Annotated in this window: 25 protein-coding genes; 15 read left to right on the top strand and 10 right to left on the bottom strand. The window is 68.3% G+C overall.

What is annotated here, in order from left to right; genetic code table 11:
- Positions 1–82: 82 nt before the first annotated feature.
- Positions 83–1,087, top strand: a complete 1,005-nt coding sequence (locus tag ABD260_RS14260) for an asparaginase (RefSeq protein ID WP_344233962.1) — start codon at positions 83–85, stop codon at positions 1,085–1,087.
- A gap of 55 nt (positions 1,088–1,142) precedes the next feature.
- Here the strand turns inward: ABD260_RS14260 and ABD260_RS14265 are convergent, their stop codons facing one another.
- Positions 1,143–1,778: a TetR/AcrR family transcriptional regulator gene (locus ABD260_RS14265; RefSeq protein ID WP_344233963.1), complete on the bottom strand. Its 636-nt coding sequence runs from the start codon at positions 1,776–1,778 to the stop codon at positions 1,143–1,145.
- A gap of 318 nt (positions 1,779–2,096) precedes the next feature.
- Here ABD260_RS14265 and typA point away from each other — a divergent pair, with 318 nt between their 5' ends.
- The 3 genes from typA to ABD260_RS14280 all read left to right on the top strand — a co-directional run bounded on the left by typA (position 2,097) and on the right by ABD260_RS14280 (position 6,498).
- A complete protein-coding gene (gene typA, locus ABD260_RS14270; RefSeq protein ID WP_344233964.1) occupies positions 2,097–3,959 on the top strand; it encodes a translational GTPase TypA in 1,863 nt (620 codons plus the stop codon).
- Between the two features lie 63 nt (positions 3,960–4,022).
- Entirely contained in the window at positions 4,023–5,687 is a 1,665-nt protein-coding gene (locus ABD260_RS14275) for a glutamate--tRNA ligase (protein ID WP_344233965.1), read from the top strand.
- A gap of 214 nt (positions 5,688–5,901) precedes the next feature.
- A complete protein-coding gene (locus ABD260_RS14280; RefSeq protein WP_344233967.1) occupies positions 5,902–6,498 on the top strand; it encodes a L,D-transpeptidase in 597 nt (198 codons plus the stop codon).
- A gap of 48 nt (positions 6,499–6,546) precedes the next feature.
- Here the strand turns inward: ABD260_RS14280 and ABD260_RS14285 are convergent, their stop codons facing one another.
- On the bottom strand, positions 6,547–7,050 hold the full coding sequence (locus ABD260_RS14285; protein WP_344233968.1) for a macro domain-containing protein: 504 nt from the start codon (positions 7,048–7,050) through the stop codon (positions 6,547–6,549).
- Positions 7,051–7,140: 90 nt separating this feature from the next.
- Between ABD260_RS14285 and ABD260_RS14290 the strand changes: the two genes are divergently transcribed.
- Complete coding sequence (locus tag ABD260_RS14290; RefSeq protein WP_344233969.1) at positions 7,141–7,932, top strand: L,D-transpeptidase family protein; 792 nt, start codon at positions 7,141–7,143, stop codon at positions 7,930–7,932.
- A gap of 65 nt (positions 7,933–7,997) precedes the next feature.
- Here the strand turns inward: ABD260_RS14290 and ABD260_RS14295 are convergent, their stop codons facing one another.
- The 5 genes from ABD260_RS14295 to ABD260_RS14315 all read right to left on the bottom strand — a co-directional run bounded on the left by ABD260_RS14295 (position 7,998) and on the right by ABD260_RS14315 (position 11,374).
- Positions 7,998–8,342: a DUF2516 family protein gene (locus ABD260_RS14295; RefSeq protein WP_344233970.1), complete on the bottom strand. Its 345-nt coding sequence runs from the start codon at positions 8,340–8,342 to the stop codon at positions 7,998–8,000.
- Between the two features lie 108 nt (positions 8,343–8,450).
- Entirely contained in the window at positions 8,451–8,972 is a 522-nt protein-coding gene (locus ABD260_RS14300) for a GAT domain-containing protein (protein WP_344233971.1), read from the bottom strand.
- 33 nt (positions 8,973–9,005) lie between these two features.
- Complete coding sequence (locus ABD260_RS14305) at positions 9,006–9,482, bottom strand: helix-turn-helix domain-containing protein (protein ID WP_344233972.1); 477 nt, start codon at positions 9,480–9,482, stop codon at positions 9,006–9,008.
- Between the two features lie 78 nt (positions 9,483–9,560).
- Complete coding sequence (locus ABD260_RS14310) at positions 9,561–10,310, bottom strand: SDR family NAD(P)-dependent oxidoreductase (RefSeq protein WP_344233973.1); 750 nt, start codon at positions 10,308–10,310, stop codon at positions 9,561–9,563.
- 71 nt (positions 10,311–10,381) lie between these two features.
- Positions 10,382–11,374 carry a hypothetical protein gene (locus ABD260_RS14315; RefSeq protein ID WP_344233974.1) on the bottom strand — a complete coding sequence of 331 codons (993 nt, stop codon included), beginning with the start codon at positions 11,372–11,374 and terminating at the stop codon, positions 10,382–10,384.
- Between the two features lie 105 nt (positions 11,375–11,479).
- Between ABD260_RS14315 and mshA the strand changes: the two genes are divergently transcribed.
- From mshA to ABD260_RS14335, 4 genes are all read left to right on the top strand, one after another.
- A complete protein-coding gene (gene mshA, locus ABD260_RS14320) occupies positions 11,480–12,772 on the top strand; it encodes a D-inositol-3-phosphate glycosyltransferase (protein ID WP_344233975.1) in 1,293 nt (430 codons plus the stop codon).
- Between the two features lie 30 nt (positions 12,773–12,802).
- Positions 12,803–13,291: a type III secretion system chaperone family protein gene (locus ABD260_RS14325; protein ID WP_344233976.1), complete on the top strand. Its 489-nt coding sequence runs from the start codon at positions 12,803–12,805 to the stop codon at positions 13,289–13,291.
- 9 nt (positions 13,292–13,300) lie between these two features.
- A complete protein-coding gene (locus ABD260_RS14330; protein ID WP_344233977.1) occupies positions 13,301–14,047 on the top strand; it encodes a phosphoglyceromutase in 747 nt (248 codons plus the stop codon).
- A gap of 159 nt (positions 14,048–14,206) precedes the next feature.
- Positions 14,207–16,228, top strand: a complete 2,022-nt coding sequence (locus ABD260_RS14335; RefSeq protein WP_344233978.1) for a hypothetical protein — start codon at positions 14,207–14,209, stop codon at positions 16,226–16,228.
- Positions 16,229–16,329: 101 nt separating this feature from the next.
- Here the strand turns inward: ABD260_RS14335 and phoU are convergent, their stop codons facing one another.
- Complete coding sequence (gene phoU, locus ABD260_RS14340; RefSeq protein WP_344233979.1) at positions 16,330–17,037, bottom strand: phosphate signaling complex protein PhoU; 708 nt, start codon at positions 17,035–17,037, stop codon at positions 16,330–16,332.
- 196 nt (positions 17,038–17,233) lie between these two features.
- Between phoU and ABD260_RS14345 the strand changes: the two genes are divergently transcribed.
- The 3 genes from ABD260_RS14345 (at position 17,234) to ABD260_RS14355 (ending at position 20,220) form a co-directional block, all read left to right on the top strand.
- On the top strand, positions 17,234–18,451 hold the full coding sequence (locus tag ABD260_RS14345; protein ID WP_344233980.1) for a sensor histidine kinase: 1,218 nt from the start codon (positions 17,234–17,236) through the stop codon (positions 18,449–18,451).
- Positions 18,448–19,125, top strand: coding sequence for a response regulator (locus tag ABD260_RS14350; protein ID WP_184837161.1), 678 nt, complete (start codon positions 18,448–18,450; stop codon positions 19,123–19,125). Before ABD260_RS14345 ends, ABD260_RS14350 begins: the two co-directional genes overlap by 4 nt.
- Before the next feature lie 84 nt (positions 19,126–19,209).
- Positions 19,210–20,220 carry an iron-siderophore ABC transporter substrate-binding protein gene (locus ABD260_RS14355; protein WP_344233981.1) on the top strand — a complete coding sequence of 337 codons (1,011 nt, stop codon included), beginning with the start codon at positions 19,210–19,212 and terminating at the stop codon, positions 20,218–20,220.
- A gap of 274 nt (positions 20,221–20,494) precedes the next feature.
- On the opposite strand, the gene ABD260_RS14360 is transcribed toward ABD260_RS14355, so the two are convergent.
- Positions 20,495–21,229, bottom strand: coding sequence for a hypothetical protein (locus tag ABD260_RS14360; protein WP_344233982.1), 735 nt, complete (start codon positions 21,227–21,229; stop codon positions 20,495–20,497).
- 285 nt (positions 21,230–21,514) lie between these two features.
- Here ABD260_RS14360 and ABD260_RS14365 point away from each other — a divergent pair, with 285 nt between their 5' ends.
- Genes ABD260_RS14365 through ispF form a run of 3 tightly spaced genes read left to right on the top strand, consistent with a single transcriptional unit; the run spans position 21,515 to position 23,258 of the window.
- On the top strand, positions 21,515–22,000 hold the full coding sequence (locus ABD260_RS14365) for a CarD family transcriptional regulator (RefSeq protein WP_130446326.1): 486 nt from the start codon (positions 21,515–21,517) through the stop codon (positions 21,998–22,000).
- A gap of 11 nt (positions 22,001–22,011) precedes the next feature.
- Positions 22,012–22,791 (top strand): 2-C-methyl-D-erythritol 4-phosphate cytidylyltransferase, encoded by a 780-nt coding sequence (gene ispD / locus ABD260_RS14370; protein ID WP_344233983.1) that lies wholly within the window; start codon positions 22,012–22,014, stop codon positions 22,789–22,791.
- The gene (gene ispF / locus ABD260_RS14375; protein ID WP_344233984.1) at positions 22,788–23,258 is read left to right on the top strand and encodes a 2-C-methyl-D-erythritol 2,4-cyclodiphosphate synthase; all 471 of its coding nucleotides are present in this window, start codon (positions 22,788–22,790) and stop codon (positions 23,256–23,258) included. Before ispD ends, ispF begins: the two co-directional genes overlap by 4 nt.
- Before the next feature lie 38 nt (positions 23,259–23,296).
- Here the strand turns inward: ispF and ABD260_RS14380 are convergent, their stop codons facing one another.
- On the bottom strand, positions 23,297–24,280 hold the full coding sequence (locus ABD260_RS14380) for a nitrilase family protein (RefSeq protein WP_344233985.1): 984 nt from the start codon (positions 24,278–24,280) through the stop codon (positions 23,297–23,299).
- Positions 24,281–24,283: the final 3 nt, after the last annotated feature.

Consider the following 24,283-nt stretch of genomic DNA (forward strand, 5'->3'; position numbering starts at 1 on the left):
CTGTTTCACCACGACCGACGCCCGCACCTGATGTGCTCGGGATCATTCACGTCCGGTGGTTTTGCACCTGTACAGTTCAGCCGTGACCGAACCTGTGATTCTGGCTGATGTGGTCCGCAACGGCTTCGTCGAAGGCCACCACCGCGGCTCCGTCGTCGTGACCGACCCCGACGGCGCCGTCAGCTGGTCCGCAGGCATCGTGGACGAGCCGATGTTCCCCCGCTCCTCCAACAAACCCATGCAGGCCCTGGCCATGCTCCGCCACGGCCTCCCCCTCATCAACGAACACCTGGCCCTGGCCGCCGCCTCCCACTCCGGCGAACAATTCCACCTCGACGGCGTACGCCAAATCCTCGCGAAGGCACAGCTGGACGAGTCCGCACTGCGTACGCCGGTCGCCTACCCGCTGGACGAGGACGCCTACGCGGCCTGGATCCGGGCGGACCGTGATCCCCAGCAGGTCGCGATGAACTGTTCCGGCAAGCACGCCGCGATGATCCTCACGAGTACGCTCAACGGCTGGCAGCTCCACGATCCCGCCACCGAGAACGACCCGCACGCGCAGTGGGGCCGCGACGACTACCGTTCGCCGGATCACCCGCTGCAGCAGGCGATCCGGACGGCGATCGAGGACACGGCCGGCGAGAAGGTCTCGTACGTCGCGGTGGACGGCTGTGGCGCCCCGATCTTCGCGATCAGCCTGGCCGGCCTGGCGCGGTCCTTCGGCCTGTTCGCGGCGGCGGCACCGGACACGGACGAGGGCCGGATCGCGGACGCGTTCCGCAACCACCCCGAGTACGCCAGCGGGACCAAGCGCGACGAGACCGACTTCATTCGCGGGGTCGATGGTCTGTTCTGCAAGGTCGGCGCGGAGGGCGTGTACGCGGCCGGTCTCGCCGACGGCCGGGGGATTGCGATCAAGGTCGAGGACGGCGACGGCAAGCGCGCCCGCGAGGTCGTACTGGCCGCCATCCTCCGCCGCCTCGGCATCACCGGCGACGTGATCGACCGTCATATCAGCCTGCCGGTACTCGGCGGCGGCGTACGGGTCGGCGAAACCCGCCCGAACCCCACGCTCTTCGGCTGACCCAGCCTTTCCGGAACTTTTCTGCCGCCTGGCGACGGTTTCTTTCCGGAAAGAGCTACCTGGCCCGGAGCCGGTCGACCACGGGAGACGCGATCGGCAACGGGCTGAGCGGTTCCGGGAGGGCGTACGCCGCGTACAGGCGGTGGCGGATTGCTTCCAGGGGGAAGGTTTCGGGGTAGATCGCGAGTTTTACTGTTATGCCTTCCAAGGTTGCTCTTAGCAACATTTCTTCGACGGCGGGGTCGGTTGCGCCGCGGGCGGTGAAGATTTCGCGGAGGGTGTCTTCCACCTGGGTGAGGCGGGTGGTCTTGGACTGTTCGACGCGGGCGAAGACGGCGTGGGTGGTGGGTTGCATCATCAGGGTGATGGCCAGGCGCTGGACCGGGAGCGTCGTGGCGGCGGTCAGCAGGGTGGCGTCGATGATGGCGGCCAGGCGTTCGTCGGGGGTGCCTTGCAGGGTGAGCAGGGCGGTGATGCCGTCCAGCCAGCGGTCCAGGAGCTCGGTGGCCAGTTGTTCCTTGGTGCCGAAGTAGTACGCGACCAGGCCGCGGGAGACGCCGGCGGCGGCGGTGATGTCGGAGATGGACGCGGCCTCGTAGCCCTTGGCGGCGAAGGTTTCCAGCGCCGCGGTCAGGATCCGTTCGCGCGAACGTTCCCGTAATTCCTGGTTGACGGCGGCCGAACGCGGCACGGTCCCTTCTTCCACTCGAAACCAGAGAGCTTCCCTCGAAACCAGCGAGTTTCCACTCGAATGCCCGCTCGTGGCCCGGAAGCGCCGGGCAACCCCCATCGTGTGCCCGGCGCTTCGGGGCTGGACCCCCGTGATTTCGGCCCCTCCCCAGGCGCCGTCTATAGACTGGACGTCCAGTCAATGAAAGTCAAAGGCCGTCCCGTTTTCTGGACACGGACCGTGACAGGTAAGATGTAAGGGCTGCGCCCTGTGTCGAGTGGCACGTGAAACGAGCCGTAGCCACCGCCAGAACCCACTGACTGCTTGGAGCGCTTCCTCATGCCTGTCCGTAACGACCTGCGCAATGTCGCGATCGTGGCCCACGTCGACCACGGGAAGACCACTCTCGTCGACGCGATGCTGTGGCAGTCCGGCGCGTTCGGCGCCCACCAGCACGTCGACGAGCGTGCGATGGACTCCGGTGACCTGGAGCGTGAGAAGGGCATCACGATCCTGGCGAAGAACACCGCCGTACGCCACAAGATGGCCAACGGCGAGCAGATGACGATCAACATCATCGACACCCCCGGCCACGCCGACTTCGGTGGTGAGGTCGAGCGCGGCCTGTCGATGGTGGACGCGATCGTGCTGCTGGTGGACGCTTCCGAGGGCCCGCTGCCGCAGACCCGGTTCGTGCTCCGCAAGGCGCTGGCCCGGAAGATGCCGGTGATCCTGGTGGTGAACAAGGTGGACCGGCCGGACGCCCGGATCGCCGAGGTGGTCGACGAGACGTACGAGCTGTTCCTGGACCTGCTCGACCACGACGCGGACCAGAGCGCGCTGGACTTCCCGGTCGTGTACGCGTCCGCGCGGGCCGGTCGTGCTTCGCTGAACCAGCCGGCCGACGGCGGACTGCCGGACTCCGAGGACCTCGAGCCGCTGTTCGAGACGATCCTGGCGAACGTACCGGCGCCGGAGTACACCGAGGGCGCTCCGCTGCAGGCCCACGTGACGAACCTCGACGCCTCCCCGTTCCTCGGCCGGCTCGCGCTGGTCCGGGTGCACGAGGGCACGCTGAAGAAGGGTTCCCAGGTCGCCTGGTACCGGCATGACGGCACCATTCAGAAGGTGAAGATCACCGAGCTGCTGGTCACCGAGGCGCTCGAGCGGGTGCCCGGCGACTCGGCCGGCCCGGGTGACATCGTCGCGATCGCCGGTATCCCGGAGATCATGATCGGCGACACCCTGACCGACCCGGAGAACCCGAAGCCGCTGCCGCTGATCACGGTGGACGAGCCGGCCATCTCGATGACGATCGGTACCAACACCTCGCCGCTGGCCGGCCGGGTGAAGGGCACCAAGGTGACCGCACGGCTGGTCAAGGACCGGCTGGACCGCGAGCTGGTCGGCAACGTGTCGCTGAAGGTGCTGCCGACCGAGCGTCCGGACGCCTGGGAGGTGCAGGGCCGTGGTGAGCTGGCGCTGGCCATCCTGGTCGAGCAGATGCGCCGCGAGGGGTACGAGCTGACCGTCGGCAAGCCGCAGGTGGTCACCCGCGAGATCGACGGCAAGCGGCACGAGCCGGTCGAGCGGCTGACCATCGACTGCCCGGAGGAGTACCTCGGGACCGTCACGCAGCTGCTCGCGGTCCGCAAGGGCCGGATGGAGCAGATGACCAACCACGGCACCGGCTGGGTCCGGATGGAGTTCCTGGTTCCGGCGCGTGGCCTGATCGGCTTCCGGACCGAGTTCCTCACCGACACCCGCGGTACCGGGATCGCGCACCACGTGTTCGAGGGGTACGAGCCGTGGTTCGGCGAGCTGCGTACGCGCCCGTCCGGCTCCCTGGTCTCGGACCGGGCCGGTGCCGCGACGTCGTACGCGATGATCAACCTGCAGGAGCGCGGCACCATGTTCGTGGAGCCGGCCACCGAGGTGTACGAGGGCATGATCATCGGTGAGAACTCGCGCTCCGACGACATGGACGTGAACATCACCAAGGAAAAGAAGATGACCAACGTCCGGTCGAACGCGGACGAGTTCGAGAAGCTGGTCCCGGCCCGGAAGTTGTCGCTGGAGCAGTCGCTGGAGTTCTGCCGCGAGGACGAGTGCGTCGAGGTCACCCCGGACGCGATCCGGATGCGCAAGGTCGCCCTCACCCAGATCGAGCGCGCCAAGCTGGGCCGTAAGTCCAAGAGCTGAGTACCCGGCCGGAGCACCGGCCGTACACACACAACTGAAACCGGAAGCGAGAGACACCGAACCATGCTGGACCGTGCGGTCATCGACGACCTGTTCCCGAGCGACCTGCCGGAGCCCGCGCACTGGGAGCAGCAGTATCCCCAGCGTGACCTGCCCGAGGGCGCGAAGGTCACGCGGTTCGGTCCCTCGCCGACCGGTTTCGTCCACATCGGCGGGATCTACGCGGCGATGATCGACCGGGACATCGCCACCCATTCCGGTGGCGTGTACCTGGTCCGGGTCGAGGACACCGACCAGTCGCGCGAGGTCGAGGGCGCGCAGGAGCAGTTCGCGCGCGGCTTCGGGTACTTCGGCATCAGCTCCGACGAGAACGACGAAAACGGGGCGTACGGGCCGTACTTGCAGTCTCGGCGTGAGCAGATCTACCTCACGTACGTCCGGCACCTGCTCCGCCAGGGCAAGGCGTACCTGTGCTTCGCGACCAAGGACGAGCTGGCCGACATCACCGCGCGGCAGCAGGCGGCGAAGGTACCGACCGGGTACTACGGCCGCTGGGCGCTGTGGCGCGATGCCGACCCGGCGGACGTGACGGCGAAGCTGGCCGCGGGGACGCCGTACGTGGTGCGGTTCCGCGCACCGGACGACGCCGACGGGCAGCGGGCGCGGTTCGTGGACGCGATCCGCGGCCGGCTCGAGCACGAGGCGAACCGGAACGACGCGGTGATCCTGAAGTCGTCCGACCAGTCGCCGCGGCTGCCGACGTACCACTTCGCGCACGCGGTCGACGATCACCTGATGCGGATCAACCTGGTGATCCGTGGCGACGAGTGGATTTCCTCGGTTCCGCTGCACCAGCAGCTGTTCGCGGCGCTCGAGTTCGAGCCGATCACGTACGCGCACATCGCCCCGCTGATGAAGCAGATCCCGGGTGGCAAGCGCAAGCTGTCGAAGCGCAAGGACCCTGAGGCGAGCGTCGACTTCTACATCGGAGCCGGGTACCCGGCGGCCGCGGTGCTGTACTACCTGCGTGGTCTGGCCAACGGCCGGCTGGCCGAGATGCCGCTGGAGACCGCGCTGGCGACGCCGATCGACCTGGGTCAGTGCGGGGTCGCCGGGCCGCTGGTCGACCTGGTCAAGCTGGAGGACATCAGCGCCGACCACATCGCGACGCTGAGCGGTCCGCAGATCCTGGCGGCGGTGCGGGAGTGGGCGGCGGAGTACGACGCCGAGCTCGTACCCGTGCTGGACAAGGAGAACGAGCTGGCGCTGCGGGCGCTCGCGGTCGAACGCGAAGGCGTCGACAACCCGCGCAAGGACCTGCGCAAGTGGTCGGACTTCCGGGCCGAGTACGGGTTCTTCTTCCCGGAGATCTTCGTACCGGTCGATGGTCCGGCCGACGATCGGCTGCTGCCGCTGGGCGTCGCGCCGGAGGTCGTCACGGCGTTCGCGCGGGAGCTGGTCGCCGGGTACGAGCACGGTGACGATCCGCAGGAGTGGTTCAACCAGATCAGGTCCCTGGCCGGCGAGCATGGTTTCGCGCCGAACGCCAAGGAGTACAAGAAGAACCCGGACGCGTACGTCGGGTCGATCCGGGAGGCGTCTCAGCTGGTCCGGGTCGCGATCACCGGGGCGACGCGGAGCCCGGACCTGCACGCAACCGCGCAGGCGCTCGGCGCGTCAGAGGTACTGCGCCGGCTGAGCGCGCTGATCGGGACCACCGGCAGCTGACCGGGACCGGCGGCAGCTGATCAGGCCCGGCGGCACCGGCCAAGGGCACGAACCGGAAACGGTCGTCCGGCTGATGGGATACATCGCTCTGCTCTGTGATACACCATTGGTCGGCCGGTCTCGGGGGCAGAAAGTTCCGGATCGTTACCAACCAGACGTTCATCAGCGACGTCTGTCTTGTGGAAGCACTAATTGGGGGAAGGACAAAGGAATCATGGGCATTCTGCGTAAGGTCTGCGCGACTCTGACGGCCGCCGCGTTCGTGGGCGTCGGGGCACTTTCGGCGACCACATCTGCTGAGGCCGCGCCACAGGTCGTGGGGGCGGCGCAGAAGTCGACGACGGCACCGGCACCGGTCGGTCAGCCGCCGCGGGCGACCGCGGCGACGAAGGCCACGCCGGCCTCGTCCACGAAGGCGACGATGGCGAAGTACCGGCTCGACAGCCGCTGCATGACGAGGGGCCGGGTCCTCTGCATCAACAAGAAGACCCGCAAGCTGGTGTACCTGGTGAACGGCAAGGCTGTGCAGGTGATGGACGTCCGGTTCGGCGCGATGAAGACGCCGACCCGCAACGGCTCCTTCAAGATTCAGCGCAAGTCGAAGAACCACGTCTCCACGCTGTACCACTCGAAGATGCCGTACGCGATGTTCTTCAGCGGCGGCCAGGCGGTGCACTACTCGTCGGACTTCCGCGCCCGCGGGTACAACGGCGCCTCGCACGGCTGCGTCAACGTCCGCGACAAGAACAAGATCGCCTGGGTCTTCGCCCGGGTCCGCGTCGGCGACAAGGTCGTCGTCTACAGCAAGTGAGCTGAGCACCGAAGCAAGTGAGCTGAGCACTGATCAGCGGCCGGGGCACTACGCCCCGGCTGCTGTTGCTTTCCCGAACGCCTTGTACAGCCGCGGCTCGACCAGGCAGAAGGTGGCCTGGCCGACCTTCGTCGGGGTCTCCCGCAGGGTCCGTACGGCGATGTCCGCCGCCGACTGGGCCGGCCAGCCGTAGATCCCGGCCGATACCGCGGGCAGTGTCATCGTCCGTACGCCCAACTCGTCCGCGATCCGCAATGCACTCCGGTAGCACGACACCAGCAGCTCGGGATCACGCTGACCTGCTGTGTAGTTCGGGCCGACCACATGGATCACGTACGACGCGGGCAGCGCACCTGCCGTGGTCCACACCGCCGTACCTGTCGGGGTGCCGTTCGGGTACCGCTCCACCAGCTCGGCGAGGATCTCAGCGCCGCCGGCGCGGTGGATCGCCCCGTCGACGCCACCGCCGCCGCGAAGGGCGTGGTGGGCTGCGTTCACGATCGCGTCGGCGGGCACGGTGGTGATGTCGGCGGTGGTCAGCACAATCTCCATCTGTGGATCCTCCGGTACGCTGGGGAGTCAACAAAAACTGGGGTTGGGGCGTCCTACGAGGGTAGGTCTGGGGCTACGGAGGGGTGTCCGATGCGTGGGCTGTTTGTTCGGAAGCTGGTCGGTGGGCTGGTCGTCGGTGGCGTGCTTGCGGGGCTGCTGACGGCGGGGAACACCGCGGCGGCGGCTCCGGCCGAGGTGCGGGCGGTGCCGTTCGAGATCAGCGGCGAGTTGCCGATCTACCCGAAGGCGCTGTGGAAGAACGGTTCCAGCGGCGCGGCCGTACGCAAGGTCGAAGCCCGGCTCGTCCAGCTGAAACTGCTCGAGAAGCGCTACCTGGACGATGACTTCGGGACCATGACCCGGTCCGCGGTGAAGAAGTTCCAGAAGTCGAAGGGCATTCCCCAGCTCGGGTACGTGGACCAGAACACCCTGGACGAGCTGGCCAAGGTCACCCACGAGCCGACCCAGACCGAGCTGTACCCGCCGGCGCCGGTGGTGGACGGCCGGAAGCTCGACCCGCGGTGCGCGACCGGTGTGGCGCTGTGCATCGACAAGAGCACCCGCAAACTCCGGTACGTGGTCGACGGCGTGGTGAAGATGCAGCTCGACGTACGGTTCGGTGCCGTGAAGACCGCGACCCGCGAGGGGAGCTTCACGGTCGGCTGGAAGAGCCGGAACCACGTCTCCAAGCTGTACGACTCGAAGATGCCGTACGCGATGTTCTTCAGCGGCGGCCAGGCGGTGCACTACTCGTCGGACTTCGCCGCCCGCGGGTACAACGGCGCGTCGCACGGCTGCGTGAACGTCCGTGACCTGGCCAAGATCAAGGTCCTGTTCGACGAGGTCAACGTCGGCGACAAGGTCATCGTCTACCGCTCGTAACCAGGCCGAACCAGGCGGGCGAGCGGTTACAGCGCCCGGCGGGCGAGCGGGTTTCGGCGGGCGGGTTACAGCGGGCGCGGGCCGCGGCGGCGCCGGATCGCGCCCCAGCCGCCCCGGCCCCGGCCGGTCGCGGCGCGCAGTGCCGGGCGGGCGTCGACCAGGTACACGGCCGACGCGACGATGCCGATCAGGCCGAAGAAGCTGAGCCAGCCCTGGAAGAACTGACTGAGCGTGAACACGCCCAGGATCAGCACCCAGCCGGGTTTGGTCAGCTTGTCGGCGGCGATGAACACGGCGCGCGGCCGGAACGCGGCATCCAGCAGGGCGACCAGTTTGAATCCGAGCAGCACCCACCAGATGACCGACAGCGGATCTGCGAACCCGGGGATCAGGCTCTGGAAGGTGATCATGCTACGAGCCTAGCCGACAGACCGGGCGGCCCACCTCTGCGAAGTCGCAGCTGTGGACCGCCCTTCACTCAACGGTCAGCGGATCGTCACCGTGTGTGCTGACAGAGGTCAGTCGCCGACCTTGTCAGCGGCGGACTCCGCGGCCTTCGCTGCGGCCTTGGCGGTCTTCCGGGCGCTGGTCGCGGTCGCCTTCACGTTCCGGCTCGCCGTTTGGGCGGTCTTCTTCGCGGACGTCCGCGTCGCCTTCGCCTTGCTCACCGTGGTCTTCGCGGTGCCGACCAGGTCCTCGGTGGCCTGCTGGTGGCGAATCCGCTCGACCAGTTCCTTGCCCCGGCCGGCCAGGTCCTCGTACGTCTCCTCGGCCTGGCCGAGCACGGTGGTGAAACCGGCGGACGCGGTCTTCGGCAGCTCGCGCAGCTTCGCCGGGGCGGTCCGGGCGTCGGCGACGATCGCCTCGAAGCGCTTGGTCAGCTCGCTCTGCGCCTTGGTCAGCTCGGCCTGCAGCGTCTTCTGGTCGAGCTTCGCGAACCGGGCGGACACGTCCTCGGCGGTGGCGCGAACCTTCTCCACCGCGAGGTCGCCGGCGCCGGCGATCGCGTAGAACGGGGTAACGGGCGTACGGGTAGCCATCAGGCTTCTCCTCGAGAGGTCTTCAGTGTGAGGTCAGGTGGTGCTGCGCTTACGCGGCGCCGACTTCGGTGCCGGTTCGGGCGCCGCTTCAGGTGCCGGTGCGGGTGCTGTCGCACCGGTCTCTTCGGCAGGCGCGTTCTCCCGGACGAACGACGCGTACACGTCCAGCAGGACGCGCTTCTGCCGCTCGTTCAGCGCGGGGTCGAGCAGGACGGCGTCGACCACGCCCCCGGAAGTACGCCCGGAGCTGCCCGGAGCGTCGTCCGGATCGAGGATGCCGGCCCGTACGTAGAGGGTCTCCGCGGAGATCCGCAATGCCTTCGCGAGCTGCTGCAGCACGTCCGCGGACGGCTTCCGCAGGCCGCGCTCGATCTGGCTGAGGTACGGGTTCGACACACCGGCCAGGTCCGACAACTGCCGCAACGACAACCGCGCGTGCCGCCGCTGCTCGGCGAGGTACTCCCCGAGGGAGCCCACCGCCCCAGCCGCCTTGTCACTCAACCTGGCCATGTACCCCAGTCTGCTAGCACCCGCTTGCAATTGCAAGCACCCCGCCCGTGACCCCCCTCACCACCCCCCACTTTGGGGTTAGGGCTGGCGGTGGACTTTGTGTTGGGCGGCTTGGGCTCGGGGGCGGACGGTGATGCGGTCCAGGTTCACGTGGGCGGGGCGGGTGGCCACGTACGCGACGATGTCCGCGATGTCGTCGGCGGTCAGTGGTTCGCGGACGCCCGCGTACACGGCGTCCGCCTTGGACTGGTCGCCGTTGAAACGGGTCAGCGCGAAGCCTTCGCTCCGGACCATGCCGGGGGCGATCTCGGTGATCCGGACCGGCTGGTCGTAGAGCTCCAGGCGGAGCGTGTCGACGACGGCCTTGGCGCCGTGCTTGGCCGCGACGTACCCGCCGCCACCTTCGTACGCGACCTGCCCCGCGGTCGAACCCATCACGATGATCGTGCCCTGCCCGGAGATAAGGGCCGGGAGCAACGACTTGGTGACCGCGGCGACGGCGATCACGTTCACTTCGTACATCCGGCGCCAGGCGTCCAGGTCCGCCTCGGCGACCGGCTCCAGGCCGAACGCGCCGCCGGCGTTGTTCAGCAGGACCTGCAGGTTGTCACCGACGGCCGCGGTCAGCGCGGCGACGTCCTCGGCCGAGGTCACGTCGCACTGCACCGCGCGGCCGTCGATCTCCTTCGCCAGCGCCTCGATCCGGTCCAGCCGCCGGGCGGCGCAGATCACCTCGAAGCCGGCCCGGGCCAAGTACCGCGCGGACGCGGCCCCGATCCCGCTGCTGGCCCCGGTCACGACGGCAAGAGGACGCGCGCTCGAAGTCATGCCCCGAGTCTCTCAAACCCCGCCGCCGCTCAGCCGTGCTGTCTCAGAGTGGCTGTCTCAGAGGGGCGGTCTCAGACACCAACCGGCTGGCGGTGCTTCGGCTCAGTGGGTACGGGCGCCTGCCGCCGGGCGGTCGCCACGACCAAGGCGAACGCCGCGAGCGTGAGCGCGGTGAACCCACCGAACAAGGTCCACGTTTGTCCGTCCGGGTGGATCAGCGACTGCCCCCGGAACGCCTGCACCGTCACGGTCACCATCAACCCGGTGTACCCGAGTGCCGCGACCCCGACCAGCCGCGCCCGAACTCGCTCGGGCCGCAGCCAAGCGATCCGCCCGGCCAGCAGGCTCAGCGCCAGCACAGTGAACAGCAGCACCTGAACCGCGTGCAGACCGACGAAGTGCGGGATGCGCAGGTCGCCGCCGACCGTGCTCCAGTTCGTCAACGGCATCCCGGGACCGCCGGGCTCGACGCCGATGCCGTGGCTGCCGGCCAAGGTGACCGGGTGGCCGTACGCGTCGGAGACGTGGTGCTGCTCGCCGTTCGCGCCGACCAGGTAGAACGCCAGCGCCATGCCGGCGGTCGCGAGGCCGATGCCGATCCGGATCGCGCGGTTCAGCGGGGCGTCGCCGACGCGCTGGAAGAGCAGCATGATCGCAACAACGAGGCTGGCGCCGAACAGTCCGAGTACGCCGCTCATGAACACCTGCTGACCGACCTGGTTGAAGGTGTCGGGGTTGGTGTTGAAGTGGCTGAACGTACCCCGGGCGCCCTGAATCGCGATGAACCCGACGTCCACGAGGCCGGTGAGCGCGAACACCGTGCCGGTCCACCAGCCGAGCCGGCGCGCCTTGCGCAGCTTGGGCAGCAACCACGCCAGCGTGGCGCCGTAGATGACGAACGAAATGCCGAACTTGAACGGCTTGAGCCAGACCGACTCGTTGATGATCTCGCGGTGGTCGACCAGCAGCCCGACACCGGAGGCCAAGACCAGACCGGCCATCGCCAGCACCATCAGCATCAACGGCCGGTGCCAGGACTTCACTTCTTCCAAGACTGTTCGCATGACTCAATGCTTTCGGCGGACGGCCGCGAGCACAGTGGGCCGAGTCCGCCACTGCTGGTGGTGGTAGGCCCACCCGGAGAGGTTCCGCGGAGCTACCCTGACCAGGTGACCGAAACCGCCGCCGACCGTTCGCTTCGGCGGGTCGCGATGATCAGCCTGCACACGTCGCCGCTGGATCAGCCGGGTACGGGCGATGCGGGCGGGATGAACGTCTACGTGGTCGAACTGTCCAAGCAGCTGGCCGGCCTGGGCATCGAGGTCGACGTGTTCACCCGGGCGACCGCGTCGGCGCTGCCGGCCCGGGTCGAGTTGATGCCGGGCGTGACAGTACGCAACGTGGCCGCCGGCCCGTACGAGGGACTGACCAAGAACGAACTGCCGGCCCAGCTGTGTACGTTCGCCCGCGCTGTCCTTCGCGCCGAAGCGATCCACGAGCCCGGCTGGTACGACGTGATCCACTCGCACTACTGGTTGTCCGGCCAGGTCGGTCTGCTCGCCCGCGATCGTTGGGCGGTCCCACTTGTTCACACGATGCACACGATGGCGAAGGTGAAGAACGCCAGCCTGGCCGAGGATGACGTACCCGAACCGCCGGCGCGCCTGCTCGGTGAGGAGCAGGTGGTGGAGTCCGCGGATCGCCTGCTGGCCAACACCGACGACGAGGCGCGCGAGCTGATCGACCTGTACGGCGCGCTGCCCGCGAAGGTCGGTGTGGTCAACCCTGGCGTCGATCTGGAGCTGTTCGGCCCCGGTGACCAACGCGCCGCCCGGCAAGCCGTCGGGTTGCCGGAGGATGCCGTCGTCCTGGCGTTCGTCGGGCGTATCCAGCCGTTGAAGGCGCCCGACCTGCTGATCCGGGCCGCGGCGCGGATGCTGGCCCGCGACCCGGCGCTGCGCGACCGCTTGGTGGTGGCGATCATCGGCGGCCCGTCCGGCAACGGGATGGAGCATCCGGAATCGCACGCCGAGCTGGCGCGGGCGCTCGGGATCGACGAGGTGACCCGGTTCGTCAAGCCGATGGAAAGGGCGCGGCTCGCCGACTGGTACCGGGCGGCGTCGGTGGTGTGCGTCCCTTCGTACTCGGAGTCCTTCGGGCTGGTCGCGCTGGAAGCACAGGCCTGCGGTACGCCGGTGGTGGCCGCGGCGGTGGGTGGTTTGAGTACGGCGGTTCTGGACGGGCGAACGGGGTACCTGGTGCATGGTCACCGGGTCGACGACTTCGCCGACGCGCTGGCCCGGATCGCGACGGAGCCGGCTGTCCGCGAGAGCATGAGCCACGCGGCGGTGGAGCACGCACGGCGCTTCGGCTGGGAGCTGACCGCACGCAAGACGCTGGCGGCGTACCGGACCGCCGCGGAGACGATGGCGGCGGAGATCGCCGCGGAAATGGCTGGGTGACAGGCGTGGAGGTAGCCGGGTGAGAGTGCTGTGAGAGTTGCTGCGGCGGACGTGATCCGTCAGGTGCTGACCGAGAACGAGATCGAGTTCACCGAGGCGACGCCGGGTGCGTTCACCGCCGACCTGCCCGGTGAACGGAAGCTGAAAACGACGGTGACGCTGACCGTCGGGGCCCAGGCGGTGCAGGTGCACGCGTTCGTGGCCCGGCATCCGGACGAGAACCACGCGGCCGTGTACCGCTGGCTGCTGGAGCGGAACCTGAAGATGTACGGCGTCGCGTTCGCGGTCGACCATCTCGGCGACATCCACCTCGACGGCCGGGTACCGCTGCACGCGATCACGCCGGCCGAGGTGGATCGGCTGCTCGGCGCGGTGCTGGAGTACGCGGACACGTCCTTCAACACCATCCTCGAGCTCGGCTTCGCGTCCTCGATCCGCAAGGAGTACGAGTGGCGGCTGTCCCGGGGCGAATCGACCCGGAACCTGGACGCGTTCAAGGGCTGGCTGGAGCCTCGATAGACTCCGGGCATGACCTATCGCCTGATCCTGCTCCGCCACGGCCACAGCGACTGGAACGCCAAGAACCTGTTCACCGGCTGGGTCGACGTCGACCTGAACGCCCAGGGCGTCGAGGAGGCGCAGCGCGGTGGCGAGCTGCTCCGTGACCGCGACCTGCTGCCGGACGTCCTGCACACGTCGCTGCTGCGGCGCGCGATCCGGACCGCGAACATCGCCCTCGAGGTCGCCGAGCGGCAGTGGATCGACGTCCGCCGCTCCTGGCGGCTGAACGAGCGCCACTACGGCGCCCTGCAGGGCAAGGACAAGAAGCAGACCCTGGACGAGCTCGGCGAGGAGCAGTTCATGCTGTTCCGCCGCTCGTACGACACCCCGCCGCCGGCGATCGAGCGCGGCTCGGAGTACGACCAGGCCGGCGACCCGCGGTACGCCGGGCTGCCGCCGGAGCTGCTGCCCGCGACCGAGTGCCTGAAGGACGTCGTCGAGCGGATGCTGCCGTACTGGTACGACGCGATCGTGCCGGACCTGCGGGCCGGCAAGACCGTACTGGTGACCGCGCACGGCAACTCGCTGCGCGCCCTGGTCAAGCACCTGGACAACCTGGACGAGAAGACCGTGGTCGGCCTGAACATCCCGACCGGCATCCCGCTGTACTACGAACTGGACGAGGACTTCAAGCCGGTCACGCCGGGCGGCGAGTACCTCGACCCCCAGGCCGCGAAGGACGCCATCGAAGCGGTAAAGAACCAAGGCCGCTGACGCTCCAACATCCCCTGAACGCTCCCGGCTTCGGCCGGGGGCGTTTTTTCGTGCCGGTCCGAGGTCTTGCCGCCCGGCGGATCGCGTCTTAATCTCTTATTTACGGGATATAGTTCCCGTATTTCGAAGATATCCGTATCCACCGCTCTGGAGGACGGAATGATGCGACGTGCCCGGATGCTGTTCCTGGCGTTCCTGCTGATACCGATGGTGGTGGTGCCGCGGGCCGCGGCCGGGCCACCCGCGGCGGGACCGCCCGATCAGCTCACCAAAAGACCGTTCCTGTCCGCGATGGAGGGCGGGAACACGGTCGAGGCGAAGATTCGCGAGACCAGACCGCGGGCGGACGGCTTCCGCCACATCGACACGCCGGCCACGATCCGGCGGCTGAAGCAGCTGCACGCGACCATGTACACATTCGGGATCTGGGACAAGGCGACCGACTGGGACGACCTCCGGCTGGAGTTCGCGCCGGCGGCGGCCCGGGCCGGGATCGACATCATGGTGTACCTGGTGCCGCCGTCGGAGTGCTACCGGAACCCGGTCCGCTACCTCGACGGGCGCTGTTCGCAGCCCTTCGACACCGACTACGTGCGGTGGGCGACCGAGCTCGCCAAGCTGTCGCTGAAGTACCCGAACGTGAAGTCGTGGGGTATCGACGACTTCCTGGTCGGCTCCAACGGCACGCTGTTCACCAAGGACTACCTCGGTCAGGTCCGGGCCGCGCAGAAGGCGGTGAACCCCCGGCTCAAGTGGTACGTGACGATGTACTCGTGGGACATCACGCCCAAGAACGCCGACACGATCAAGGACGCCCTGGACGGCGTGATCTACCCGTACACCGGCTATGTGAACAGCTCGATCGACCCGACCTGGCTGGAACCAAGGCTGGACTCCGCGTTGGACGTCCTGCGCCCAAGAGGCCTCAGCCTGGCGCTGCTCGTGTACACCGGGCGCTTCCTCGACGGCATGATCCACCCGGACGAACGGTACGTAGCTGACGTGCTGCAGCGCGCAACGCCCTACCTGGCCGACGGCCGTTTGGACGGTGTCATCGCGTACGGCGCCCCGGTGCGGATCGATCTGCAACAGCCGAGCTGGGATTACTGGGGCCACACGGGCAAGGGCCGACTGAGTTTGAGCGTCGGCAACTTCACCTCGACCGTCGACGGAAGCTACGCCGCCGCCTCGCAAGAAATGGTTGTCACCGGCAACGGGCCTCGGTCGATCACGTTCAAACAAAGAGATCCGGACGTCGGTGGTTTGCAGGGATACCAGTTCAAGCAGGTCCTGGTCGACGACAAGGTGGTGTGGCAGAGCGATGTCGAAGTCGATCCGAAGGAGACCTGGGAGACGACGACGGTCGATCTGACCGCGGCCCTGCAGGGCAAGACTTCCGGCAAGGTCACCTTCCGGTTGTTCCATCAGAGGGGGGTCGGCTGGTGGCCGCTGGACTGGAGCATCGACGACGTCACGGGCCGGGGCGTGATCGTACGCAACGGTGGTTTTGAGCAGAACCGGGATTGGACGCTGTCCCGCAACCAGCCGACGATGCAGCCGTACATCGACATCTACTCGGTCGATCGCCCGGCGCGGATCTTCAACTCGATCGGCGCGGCGTACGCCCGGTACCAGCATCAGCCGTACTGGCCGGTGCAGGGGCCGCGCGGGAACTCCGTACGGATCGGGCCGGACAACCGGGCGATGTACGGCAACGGATGGCTCAAATTCACGGTTCCGAACGGGCCGATCCCGGCGAACACCTGTGCCACCGCCAGCCAGCAGGTGCGGGTGAAACCGGGCCAATCCCGGTACGAGGTGTCGTTCTGGCACGCGGATCCGGAACAGGCGCGGTTCGGCGAGATGTTCAAGCAGTTGTGGGTCGACGGCCAGCTGATCTGGAGCCGGGACGCCGGTGACTACTGGCCGTGGTTCTACATGAACGGGTCCGACCACCAGGGCGGGATCGACGTGACGGACCTGGTGAAGGGCAAGTCGTCGGTGTCGATCCAGTTCGGGATCTGTACCCGGGGGGCCGCCACCAGCCCTGGCCTGTTCGTCAACTTCGACCACATCGAGGGGATCAACCTCGACATCCACAACTCGGGCTTCGAGAACCGGTCGGCCTGGAAGCTGAGCGCCGACAAGCCACTCTCCGCGGCAATCGAGATCGCCCGCTGAGTCTCAGCTGAGCCTCACTGAGTCTGAGCTGGACAGACGGACCTGAGACAAACAGGAGCCCCCGGCAACCAACTGCCGGGGGCTGCTGTACTCGGCTGAGGTCAGTTGCCGTTCGGGTTCGGGGCCGAGGCGCCCGCGCCGGAGCCGGCCGCGGTGCCGCCGACGGCGACCGGGAGCTCACCGGTGACCAGGTAGACGACCCGGCGGGCCATCGCGACCGCGTGGTCGGAGATGCGCTCGTAGTACCGGCTCAGCAGCGCCATGTCGACGGCGACCTCGACGCCGTGCGGCCAGTCGGCGTCCATCATCAGCCGGAACTGGTTCGACCGGAGCTTGTCCATCTCGTCGTCGCTGGCCTCGAGCTTGCCGGCCGCCTCGACGTCGCGGCTGGCGATCACGTCACCGGCCGCGTCCACCATCTTGCCGGCCACCGAGCCCATCGACTCGATCACGTCGTGCAGCTCGTTCGGGATCGCCGGCGCCGGGTAGCGCATCCGGGCGATCTTCGAGACGTGCGCGGCCAGGTCGCCCATCCGCTCCAGGTCGGCGACCATCCGCAGCCCGGCGACCAGCATCCGCAGTTCGTTGGCGACCGGCGACTGCCGCGCCATCAGCTCGAAGACCTTCTCCTCCACACCCTCGCCGGCGGCATCGAGCTGGATGTCGGCCGCGATGACCTCTTCGGCCTTGCGGATGTCCGCTTCCAGCAGCGCCGCCGTGGAGCGGCGGACGGCGGTGGACACCGTCCGCGTCATCCGTTCCAGCTCGGCGAGGATGTCGTCGAGCTGCTCGTGGTAGCTGTCACGCATGGTGTTCGAATCCGATCTGTGGTGTCCGGTGCCGGGGCGGGGCACCAGCACGGTACCCGCCCTGCGGTGACCGTATGCCGTCGAGGTTGCCGATCGGCGACGAGTGGTGAACGCCCGATGAACAGTTGAGACGCGTCCCGGTCATCCGGTGCTCATTCGGTCTTTCCCTGCTGGTTGCCCGCGTAGCATCGATTCCGTGGACCCCACGCTGGCTGCGGTGCTGGGCGGCGTCATCGGCGCGGCCCTGGCCCTGCTTTCGCTCGGCGCGATGATGCTGTCGGAGCGGGCGCAGCGCAAGATCCCGGAGTCCCCGGAGCCGGCGGTGCCTTCCGGCGTCGCGACCGTACTCTCGGTGCTGCGCTCGTCGGCGGTGGTGATGGGCCCGGAGGACCAGGTGCTCCAGGCCAGCGCGCCGGCCCACGTCCTGGGCATCGTCCGGGGCGAGCGGCTGGTGGTCGAGGACATCCTGATCATGGTCCGCCAGGTCCGCCGGGACGGTGAGATCCGCCAGCAGGACCTCGAGATCGTCCGCGGCCGGCTCGGCGCCACCCAGTACGTCAGTGCCCGGGTCGCGCCGCTGGGCAGTCAGCTGGTGCTCGTACTGGTCGAGGACCGCACTCGGGAACGCCGCCTGGACGCGATCCGGCGGGACTTCACCGTCAACGTCAGCCACGAGCTGAAGACCCCGGTCGGCGCGCTGATCCTGCTCGCCGACGCGGTCTCCGAGGCGTCCGACGACCCGGAGGCGGTGCAGCGGTTCTCGGACCGGATGCGGGTCGAGGCGTCCCGGCTGAGCCGGCTGGTCAAGGAGATCATCGAGCTGTCCCGGCTGCAGGGTGACGACCCGCTGGAGAACCCCGGCCCGGTCGACATCAACGCGGTGATCGAGACCGCGGTGGACCGCTGCCGGATCGACGCCGAGGACCGGGACATCAAGATCGTGGTCAAGACCGAGCCCGAGCTCGAGGTGCTGGGCAGCCAGGACCAGCTGGCGATGGCGATCGGCAACCTGGTCGAGAACGCCATCAACTACAGCCCGGACGGCACCCGGGTCGCGGTCGCGGCGCACCCGATCGGCGATCTGGTCGAGCTGACCGTCTCCGACCAGGGCGTCGGCATCCCGAGTGGCGACCTGGAGCGGATCTTCGAGCGGTTCTACCGGGTCGACCGGGCCCGCAGCCGGGAGACCGGCGGGACCGGGCTGGGCCTGTCGATCGTCAAGCACATCGCCTCCATCCACGGCGGCGACGTGCGGGTCTGGAGCGTCGAGGGCCAGGGCTCGACCTTCACCGTGAGACTCCCGTTGCGGTTCGAACCCGCGCCGGGCCAGACCGGCTCCACCAGCCAGGAGGAGCCGGCCGTCACCCTGACGCCTACCCCGTCAGGTCAGATCGCAAAGGAGACAGCTTCGTGACCCGAGTGCTGGTCGTCGAAGACGAAGAGAGCTACAGCGACGCGCTGTCGTACGTGCTGCGCAAGGAAGGGTTCGAGGTCGCCGTCGCGGAGACCGGGCCGGACGCGCTGGACGAGTACGACCGCGCCGGTGCGGACATCGTCCTGCTCGACCTGATGCTGCCGGGCCTGTCCGGTACGGAGGTCTGCCGGGCGTTGCGCAGCCGGGGCAACGTACCGGTGATCATCGTCAGCGCCAAGGACACCGAGGTGGACAAGGTGGTCGGGCTCGAACTGGGCGCGGACGACTACGTCACCAAGCCGTACAGCCCGCGGGAGCTGCTGGCCCGCGTACGCGCCGTGCTCCGCCGGGGGCAGGACGTCGAGCTGCTGCCGGACACCCTCGAGGCGGGGCCGGTCCGGATGGACGTCGAGCGGCATGTGGTGACCGTGGCGGGGACGGAGATCCGGCTGCCGCTCAAGGAGTTCGAGCTGCTCGAGATGCTGCTCCGGAACACCGGCCGGGTGCTCACGCGGGGTCAGCTGATCGACCGGATCTGGGGCGCCGACTACGTGGGCGACACCAAGACCCTGGACGTGCATGTGAAGCGGCTCCGCTCCAAGCTGGAGAAGGACCCGTCGAACCCGGCGCACCTGGTCACGGTGCGTGGTCTGGGGTACAAGTTCGAGTCCTGACTCACAGGCTCACGGGTCGCGATGGCCTGTTGAGTTAGCTTAGGCTCTCCTTAGTTGAGGCAGATCGTCTGAGGAGAGTTCATCATGTCCTGGTCTCGTAGGGTCGTCAGTACGGTGACTGCCGTGCTGCTCGCCACGACCACGCTGGCTGCCTGCGGCACCGGCGACAAGCAGTCGGCTTCGGCCGATACGGCGTCGTCCGGGTTCCCGGTCACGCTCAAGAACACGTTCGGCGAGACCACCATCAGCAAGAAGCCGGAGCGGATCGTCACGCTCGGCTGGAACGCGCAGGACGTGGTCTACGCGCTCGGCGAGACCCCGGTCGGAATGCCGAAGGTTACCTACGGGCAGACCTCGGACGGTGTCACCGCGTGGGACGCGCCGAAGTTCGACAAGGCCAAGACCACGCTGCTCGACACCGGCGACAAGTACCCGTTCGAGAAGATCGCGGCGCTGAACCCGGACGTCATCCTGGCACCGTACGAGGGCTTCGACGCGGCGACGTACAAGACGCTCAGTGACATCGCGCCCACCGTCGCGTACCCGGGTGCGCCGTGGCAGACCACCTGGCAGGACCAGACCCTGCTGGTCGGCGAGGCGCTCGGCAAGAAGGCCGAGGCCGAGAAGCTGATCACCGGCATCCAGGACAAGATCAAGCAGGTCGCCGCCGAGCACCCGGAATTCAAGGGCAAGACCGTCACCGTCGGTTCGTTCGGCGCCGAGAACTACATCTACATGCCGGGCGATCCGCGCGTACAGATCCTGAACGAGATGGGCTTCAAGAACGCGCCCGGTGTCGACGCGCTGGAGAAGATCAACACCAAGAAGGAATTCTCGCTGACGATCAGCAAGGAGAAGGTCGCGGACGTCGACGCCGACGTGCTGATCGCGTACGTGGACGGGATCGGTACGCAGAAGTTCTTGTCCGACCCGGTGTACTCGTCACTGCGCGCGGTGAAGAGCGGCGGCGCGTACGCCCTGCAGGATCAGCAGGTGATCTCCGGGATGAGCGCGGTCAGCGTACTGAGCGTCCCCTGGGTCCTCGACAAGATCCTCCCCGGCCTCACCAAGGCCGCCGCCGCCCCGAAGAACTAACCCCCCGTTTCAGGGGTCAGCCCCGCAGGTGGTGGGTTGCCCCCTCGAAATTCAAGGGGCCAAGGCACCATCTGAGGGGCCGACCCCTGAAACGGTGCGGGGGGAGACGGCCTAGCCGGTGCGGGTGGAGAAGGCCTAGCCGGTGCGGGGGCGAGCCCTAGCTGTGCGGGGGGAGAAGGCCCTAGCCGGTGTGGGGGTGAGTCCTAGCTGTGCTGGGGCGAGCCCTAGCCGGCCGGGGCGGGGGTGAGCTCTGGCCGGGTGTGGCGCCGGAGCGCTAGCCCGCCGGGGGTGGGGTGGGGGAGAAGTGGTCGTCGGTGAGGACGGGGACGTAGGCCGAGATCGGGGCGGCCTGGCCGAAGGTGATGGTCACGTTGACCATCTGGCCGGGCTTGGCGCCGGTGACGGTGATCGCCGGGCCGTTGTCCTCGGCGCCCGGGGACGAGGCCGACGGGGTCTCGGTCGCGGCCGGGGTCGACGGTGTCCCCGAGGTCGCCGGGGTCGATGGCTTGGCCGGGGACGACGGGGCCGTGGAGGTGGTCGGCGTGGCCGGGGTCTGCGGGGTGGCCGACTGGGTGCTGGTGGCGGTGCTGGTGGTGGTGCCGGCGGCCTCGGCGGCCGAGGTGCCCGCGAGCAGCAGGGCGGCGCTCGGCTGCAGCTCGACCGGGCCCTTGAGGCCGGTGAAGGTGACCTCGCCGGGCTGCCAGCCACCGGCCGTGCCGTCCTGGGTGCCACCGGGTGCCTGGGCGATGCTGACCAGCGTGTCGGCGTTGTCGCCGTTGTTCACGATCACGCCGTGCAGCTCGCCCTTGCCCTGGGCGTCGGCCAGCACCAGCAGGTTGCGGAGCTTGAGCTGGCCGGACTCGAGGTTGGTGCCCTCGGCGGCCTGGTACGGCTGCAAGGTCGGCGCATTGAAGCTCGCGCTGCACGCTCCCAGCGCGAGACTGAGAGTGGCGGCGGCACCAGCCAGCGCGGCGCGCCGGGCGAACCGCGAGGACAACGTGATCGGCACTGGAATCCCTCTCGTGCAAGCTGATTCGAGAACTGTTCGGCCGTCGGGCAGCGGCCTCCGGCGCCCCACAGCGTAGCCCGCGGCGTTCCCGGCCCGGACGCCGGGATACCGGCGGCGCGATCCGGTGCGATCCCCGAAGTGATGTCCAAGGCAACGGTGTACGCGCGCACGAGGCACGGCCCGGAACGTTTGTCAAGGCACGAAGTGGGCCCTGACCAGCGCAAACGCCCCAACCGGACCATCCGTCACGTGGTAGTATGGATCTCGGAAAGGGGCACGTGACATATGACTTTCACAGTCGGCGAGACGGTTGTTTACCCCAATCACGGAGCGGCCGTCATCGAGGACATCGAGACCCGTCAGATCAAAGGTGAGGACAAGACCTACCTGGTCTTGAGGATCGTCGCTCAGAACGACCTGGTCGTTCGGGTTCCCGCGTGCAACCTCGATCTTGTCGGCGTGCGTGACGTCGTGGATCAGGCTGGCCTGGAGCGCGTCTTCGACGTGCTGCGCGCACCGCACACGGAGGAGCCGACCAACTGGTCGCGACGCTACAAGGCGAACCTCGAAAAACTGCACTCCGGTGATGTACTGAAGGTGGCAGAGGTCGTTCGCGACCTGTGGCGCCGTGAGCGTGACCGTGGACTGTCCGCCGGTGAGAAGCGGATGCTGGCGAAGGCTCGTCAGATCCTGGTCTCCGAGCTGGCCCTGGCCGAGCACACCAACGAGGACAAGGCGGAAGCCATCCTCGACGAGGTTCTCGCCTCCTGAAGTAGCCCAGCATGAGTAGCGCGGTCGTGATTCCCGCGGCCGGGTTAGGGCTGCGGCTGGGCGGTGAGACACCGAAAGCATTCCGAGAGGTCGGTGGCGATTCGCTGCTGGTCCACGCGGTGCGTGGACTGCGGGCAGCGTCCGCCGCCGACCTCGTCTGTTTCGTGGTCGCGGTGCCGCCCGGTTCCGAGGAGACGGTCGGCAAAGAACTGGCGCCGTACGTTGGTGCGGCCCGGCTGCTCGTTGTCGCCGGCGGCGCGGAGCGGCCCGCTTCGGTACGAGCCGCGCTGGATGTGGTTCCGGTCGATGGGATCGACTGCATCCTGGTGCATGACGCGGCGCGCGCTTTCGTACCTGCTGAGGTGATCGAGCGGGTCGTGGCGACGGTGCGGGCCGGTGCTGATGCGGTCGTGCCGGTGGTGCCGGTGACTGACACGATCAAGGTGATCGGGCCGGGGGGTGCAGTGGTCGATACGCCCGATCGGTCGACGCTGGTTGCCGTGCAGACGCCGCAGGGTTTCGCGCCGGAGGTGTTGCGGCGGGCGCATGCGGCTGGTGCGGATGCGGCGGTGACGGATGACGCGATGATGTGCGAGCGGCTCGGAGTGGTCGTGCAGACGGTCGAGGGCTCGCAGGACGCCTTCAAGGTGACCCGGCCGCAGGATCTCTTGCTGGCGGAGGCGCTGCTGGCTCGGCGTTCGAAAGAGCAGCTGAGCGCGCGGTCGGACAAGCAGCCGGGTGAGCTGGACGGGCGGCCGGGTGAGTCGCGGGGTGAAGGGCAGGTCGGGTGAAGGTTCCGCGGGTTGGGAATGGGGTCGACGTGCATCCGCTGGAGGATGGGCGGGCGATGTGGCTGGCCGGGTTGCACTGGCCGGAGGAGACGTCGGGGCCGGCGGGGCATTCGGATGGGGATGTCGCGGCGCATGCGATGTGCGACGCGTTGCTGAGTGCGGCCCGGCTGGGTGATCTCGGGTCGAACTTCGGGACGGCCGAGCCGGAGTGGGCCGGTGCGTCGGGTGCGGCCTTGCTGGCGGAGGCGGCCCGTCGGGTACGCGCCGCGGGGTTCGAGATCGGGAATGTTTCGGTGCAGATCGTGGCCAACAGACCGCGCTTCGCCGCCCGCCGCGAGGAGGCGGAGAAGGCGCTCGCCGCGGCGTGCGGCGCGGATGTGTCCGTCAGCGCGACGACCACCGATGGTCTCGGCTTGACCGGCCGAGGCGAAGGCATCGCAGCTTTCGCCACTGCTCTCATCTACTGATCCACCTTCCACAGGGTGCGGGGAGGGGCGAGCGGGTCTTACTGATCCGCAGGTCTGTCCAGCTCGACGGGGTCGGGGGACAAGCGGGCGGCTCTGGGGTCCAGTTCTGTGCCTGTGGGCTGGGTTAGTGGCGTGTACAGGTCTGGGCGGCGGCCGCGGAGCCAGCGGCGGCCGGTGGAGAGGGGGACCAGGTCGAGGTCCAGGTCGGCGGTCACCACCGACTCGGCGGGTACGGGCGTCTCGGCCACGATCCGGCCGTACGGGTCGAGGATCATCGTGTTCCCAGTCCGTACCTCGTCGTCATCCCGCCCGACACCATTGCTGAACAGGACGAACAGTCCGTTGTCGTGCGCCCGTGCCGGCAACCACCGCATCAGCCAGCCGCGCCCGTTCGGCCCGTTGAACGCCTCCTCGACTGCCTCCGGATCGGTCTCACGGTTCTCCCAGACCGGCAACGGGATCGGCTTCATCCCGTACGGACTGCGCGAGTTCGTCCCGCCGGTCTGATGCGGCGCGATCAGCACCGTCGCCCCGAGCAACGCGGTGATCCGGACGTTCTCGACCAGGTTGTTGTCCCAGCAGATCAGCACCCCGGCCCGGAACCCCCACGGCGTGTCGAACACCGTGTACGTGGAGCCGCTCGCGATCGCCTCATGTTCGAACGCATGCAGCTTCCGGTGCACGTGTACCTGACCGTCCGGCAAGCACACCGCGTACGAGTTGAACAACGTACCGCCGGACTCCTCCAGAAATCCGACCCCGATCCCGGCCTCGAGTTCGCGCGCCAGGGCAAGGACCTGGCTGATCAACGGTCCATCGGCCGGCGAGGCGAGTTCGTGCAGCCGTGCGGCGGTCTGCCGGCGCAGGTGCCAGTACCCGAGCAGGCACAGCTCCGGGAACACCACCAGCCGTGCGCCGTCGCCGACCGCCTCACGGGCCAGCCGCTCGACGGTGCGAAGGTTCGCCGCGGTGTCGTCGGGAGTCGCTTCGAACTGGACGACGGCGGCGCGAAAGGACGTCATAAG

This window comes from Kribbella hippodromi (assembly GCF_039531045.1).
GTDB classification, from domain to species: domain Bacteria; phylum Actinomycetota; class Actinomycetes; order Propionibacteriales; family Kribbellaceae; genus Kribbella; species Kribbella hippodromi.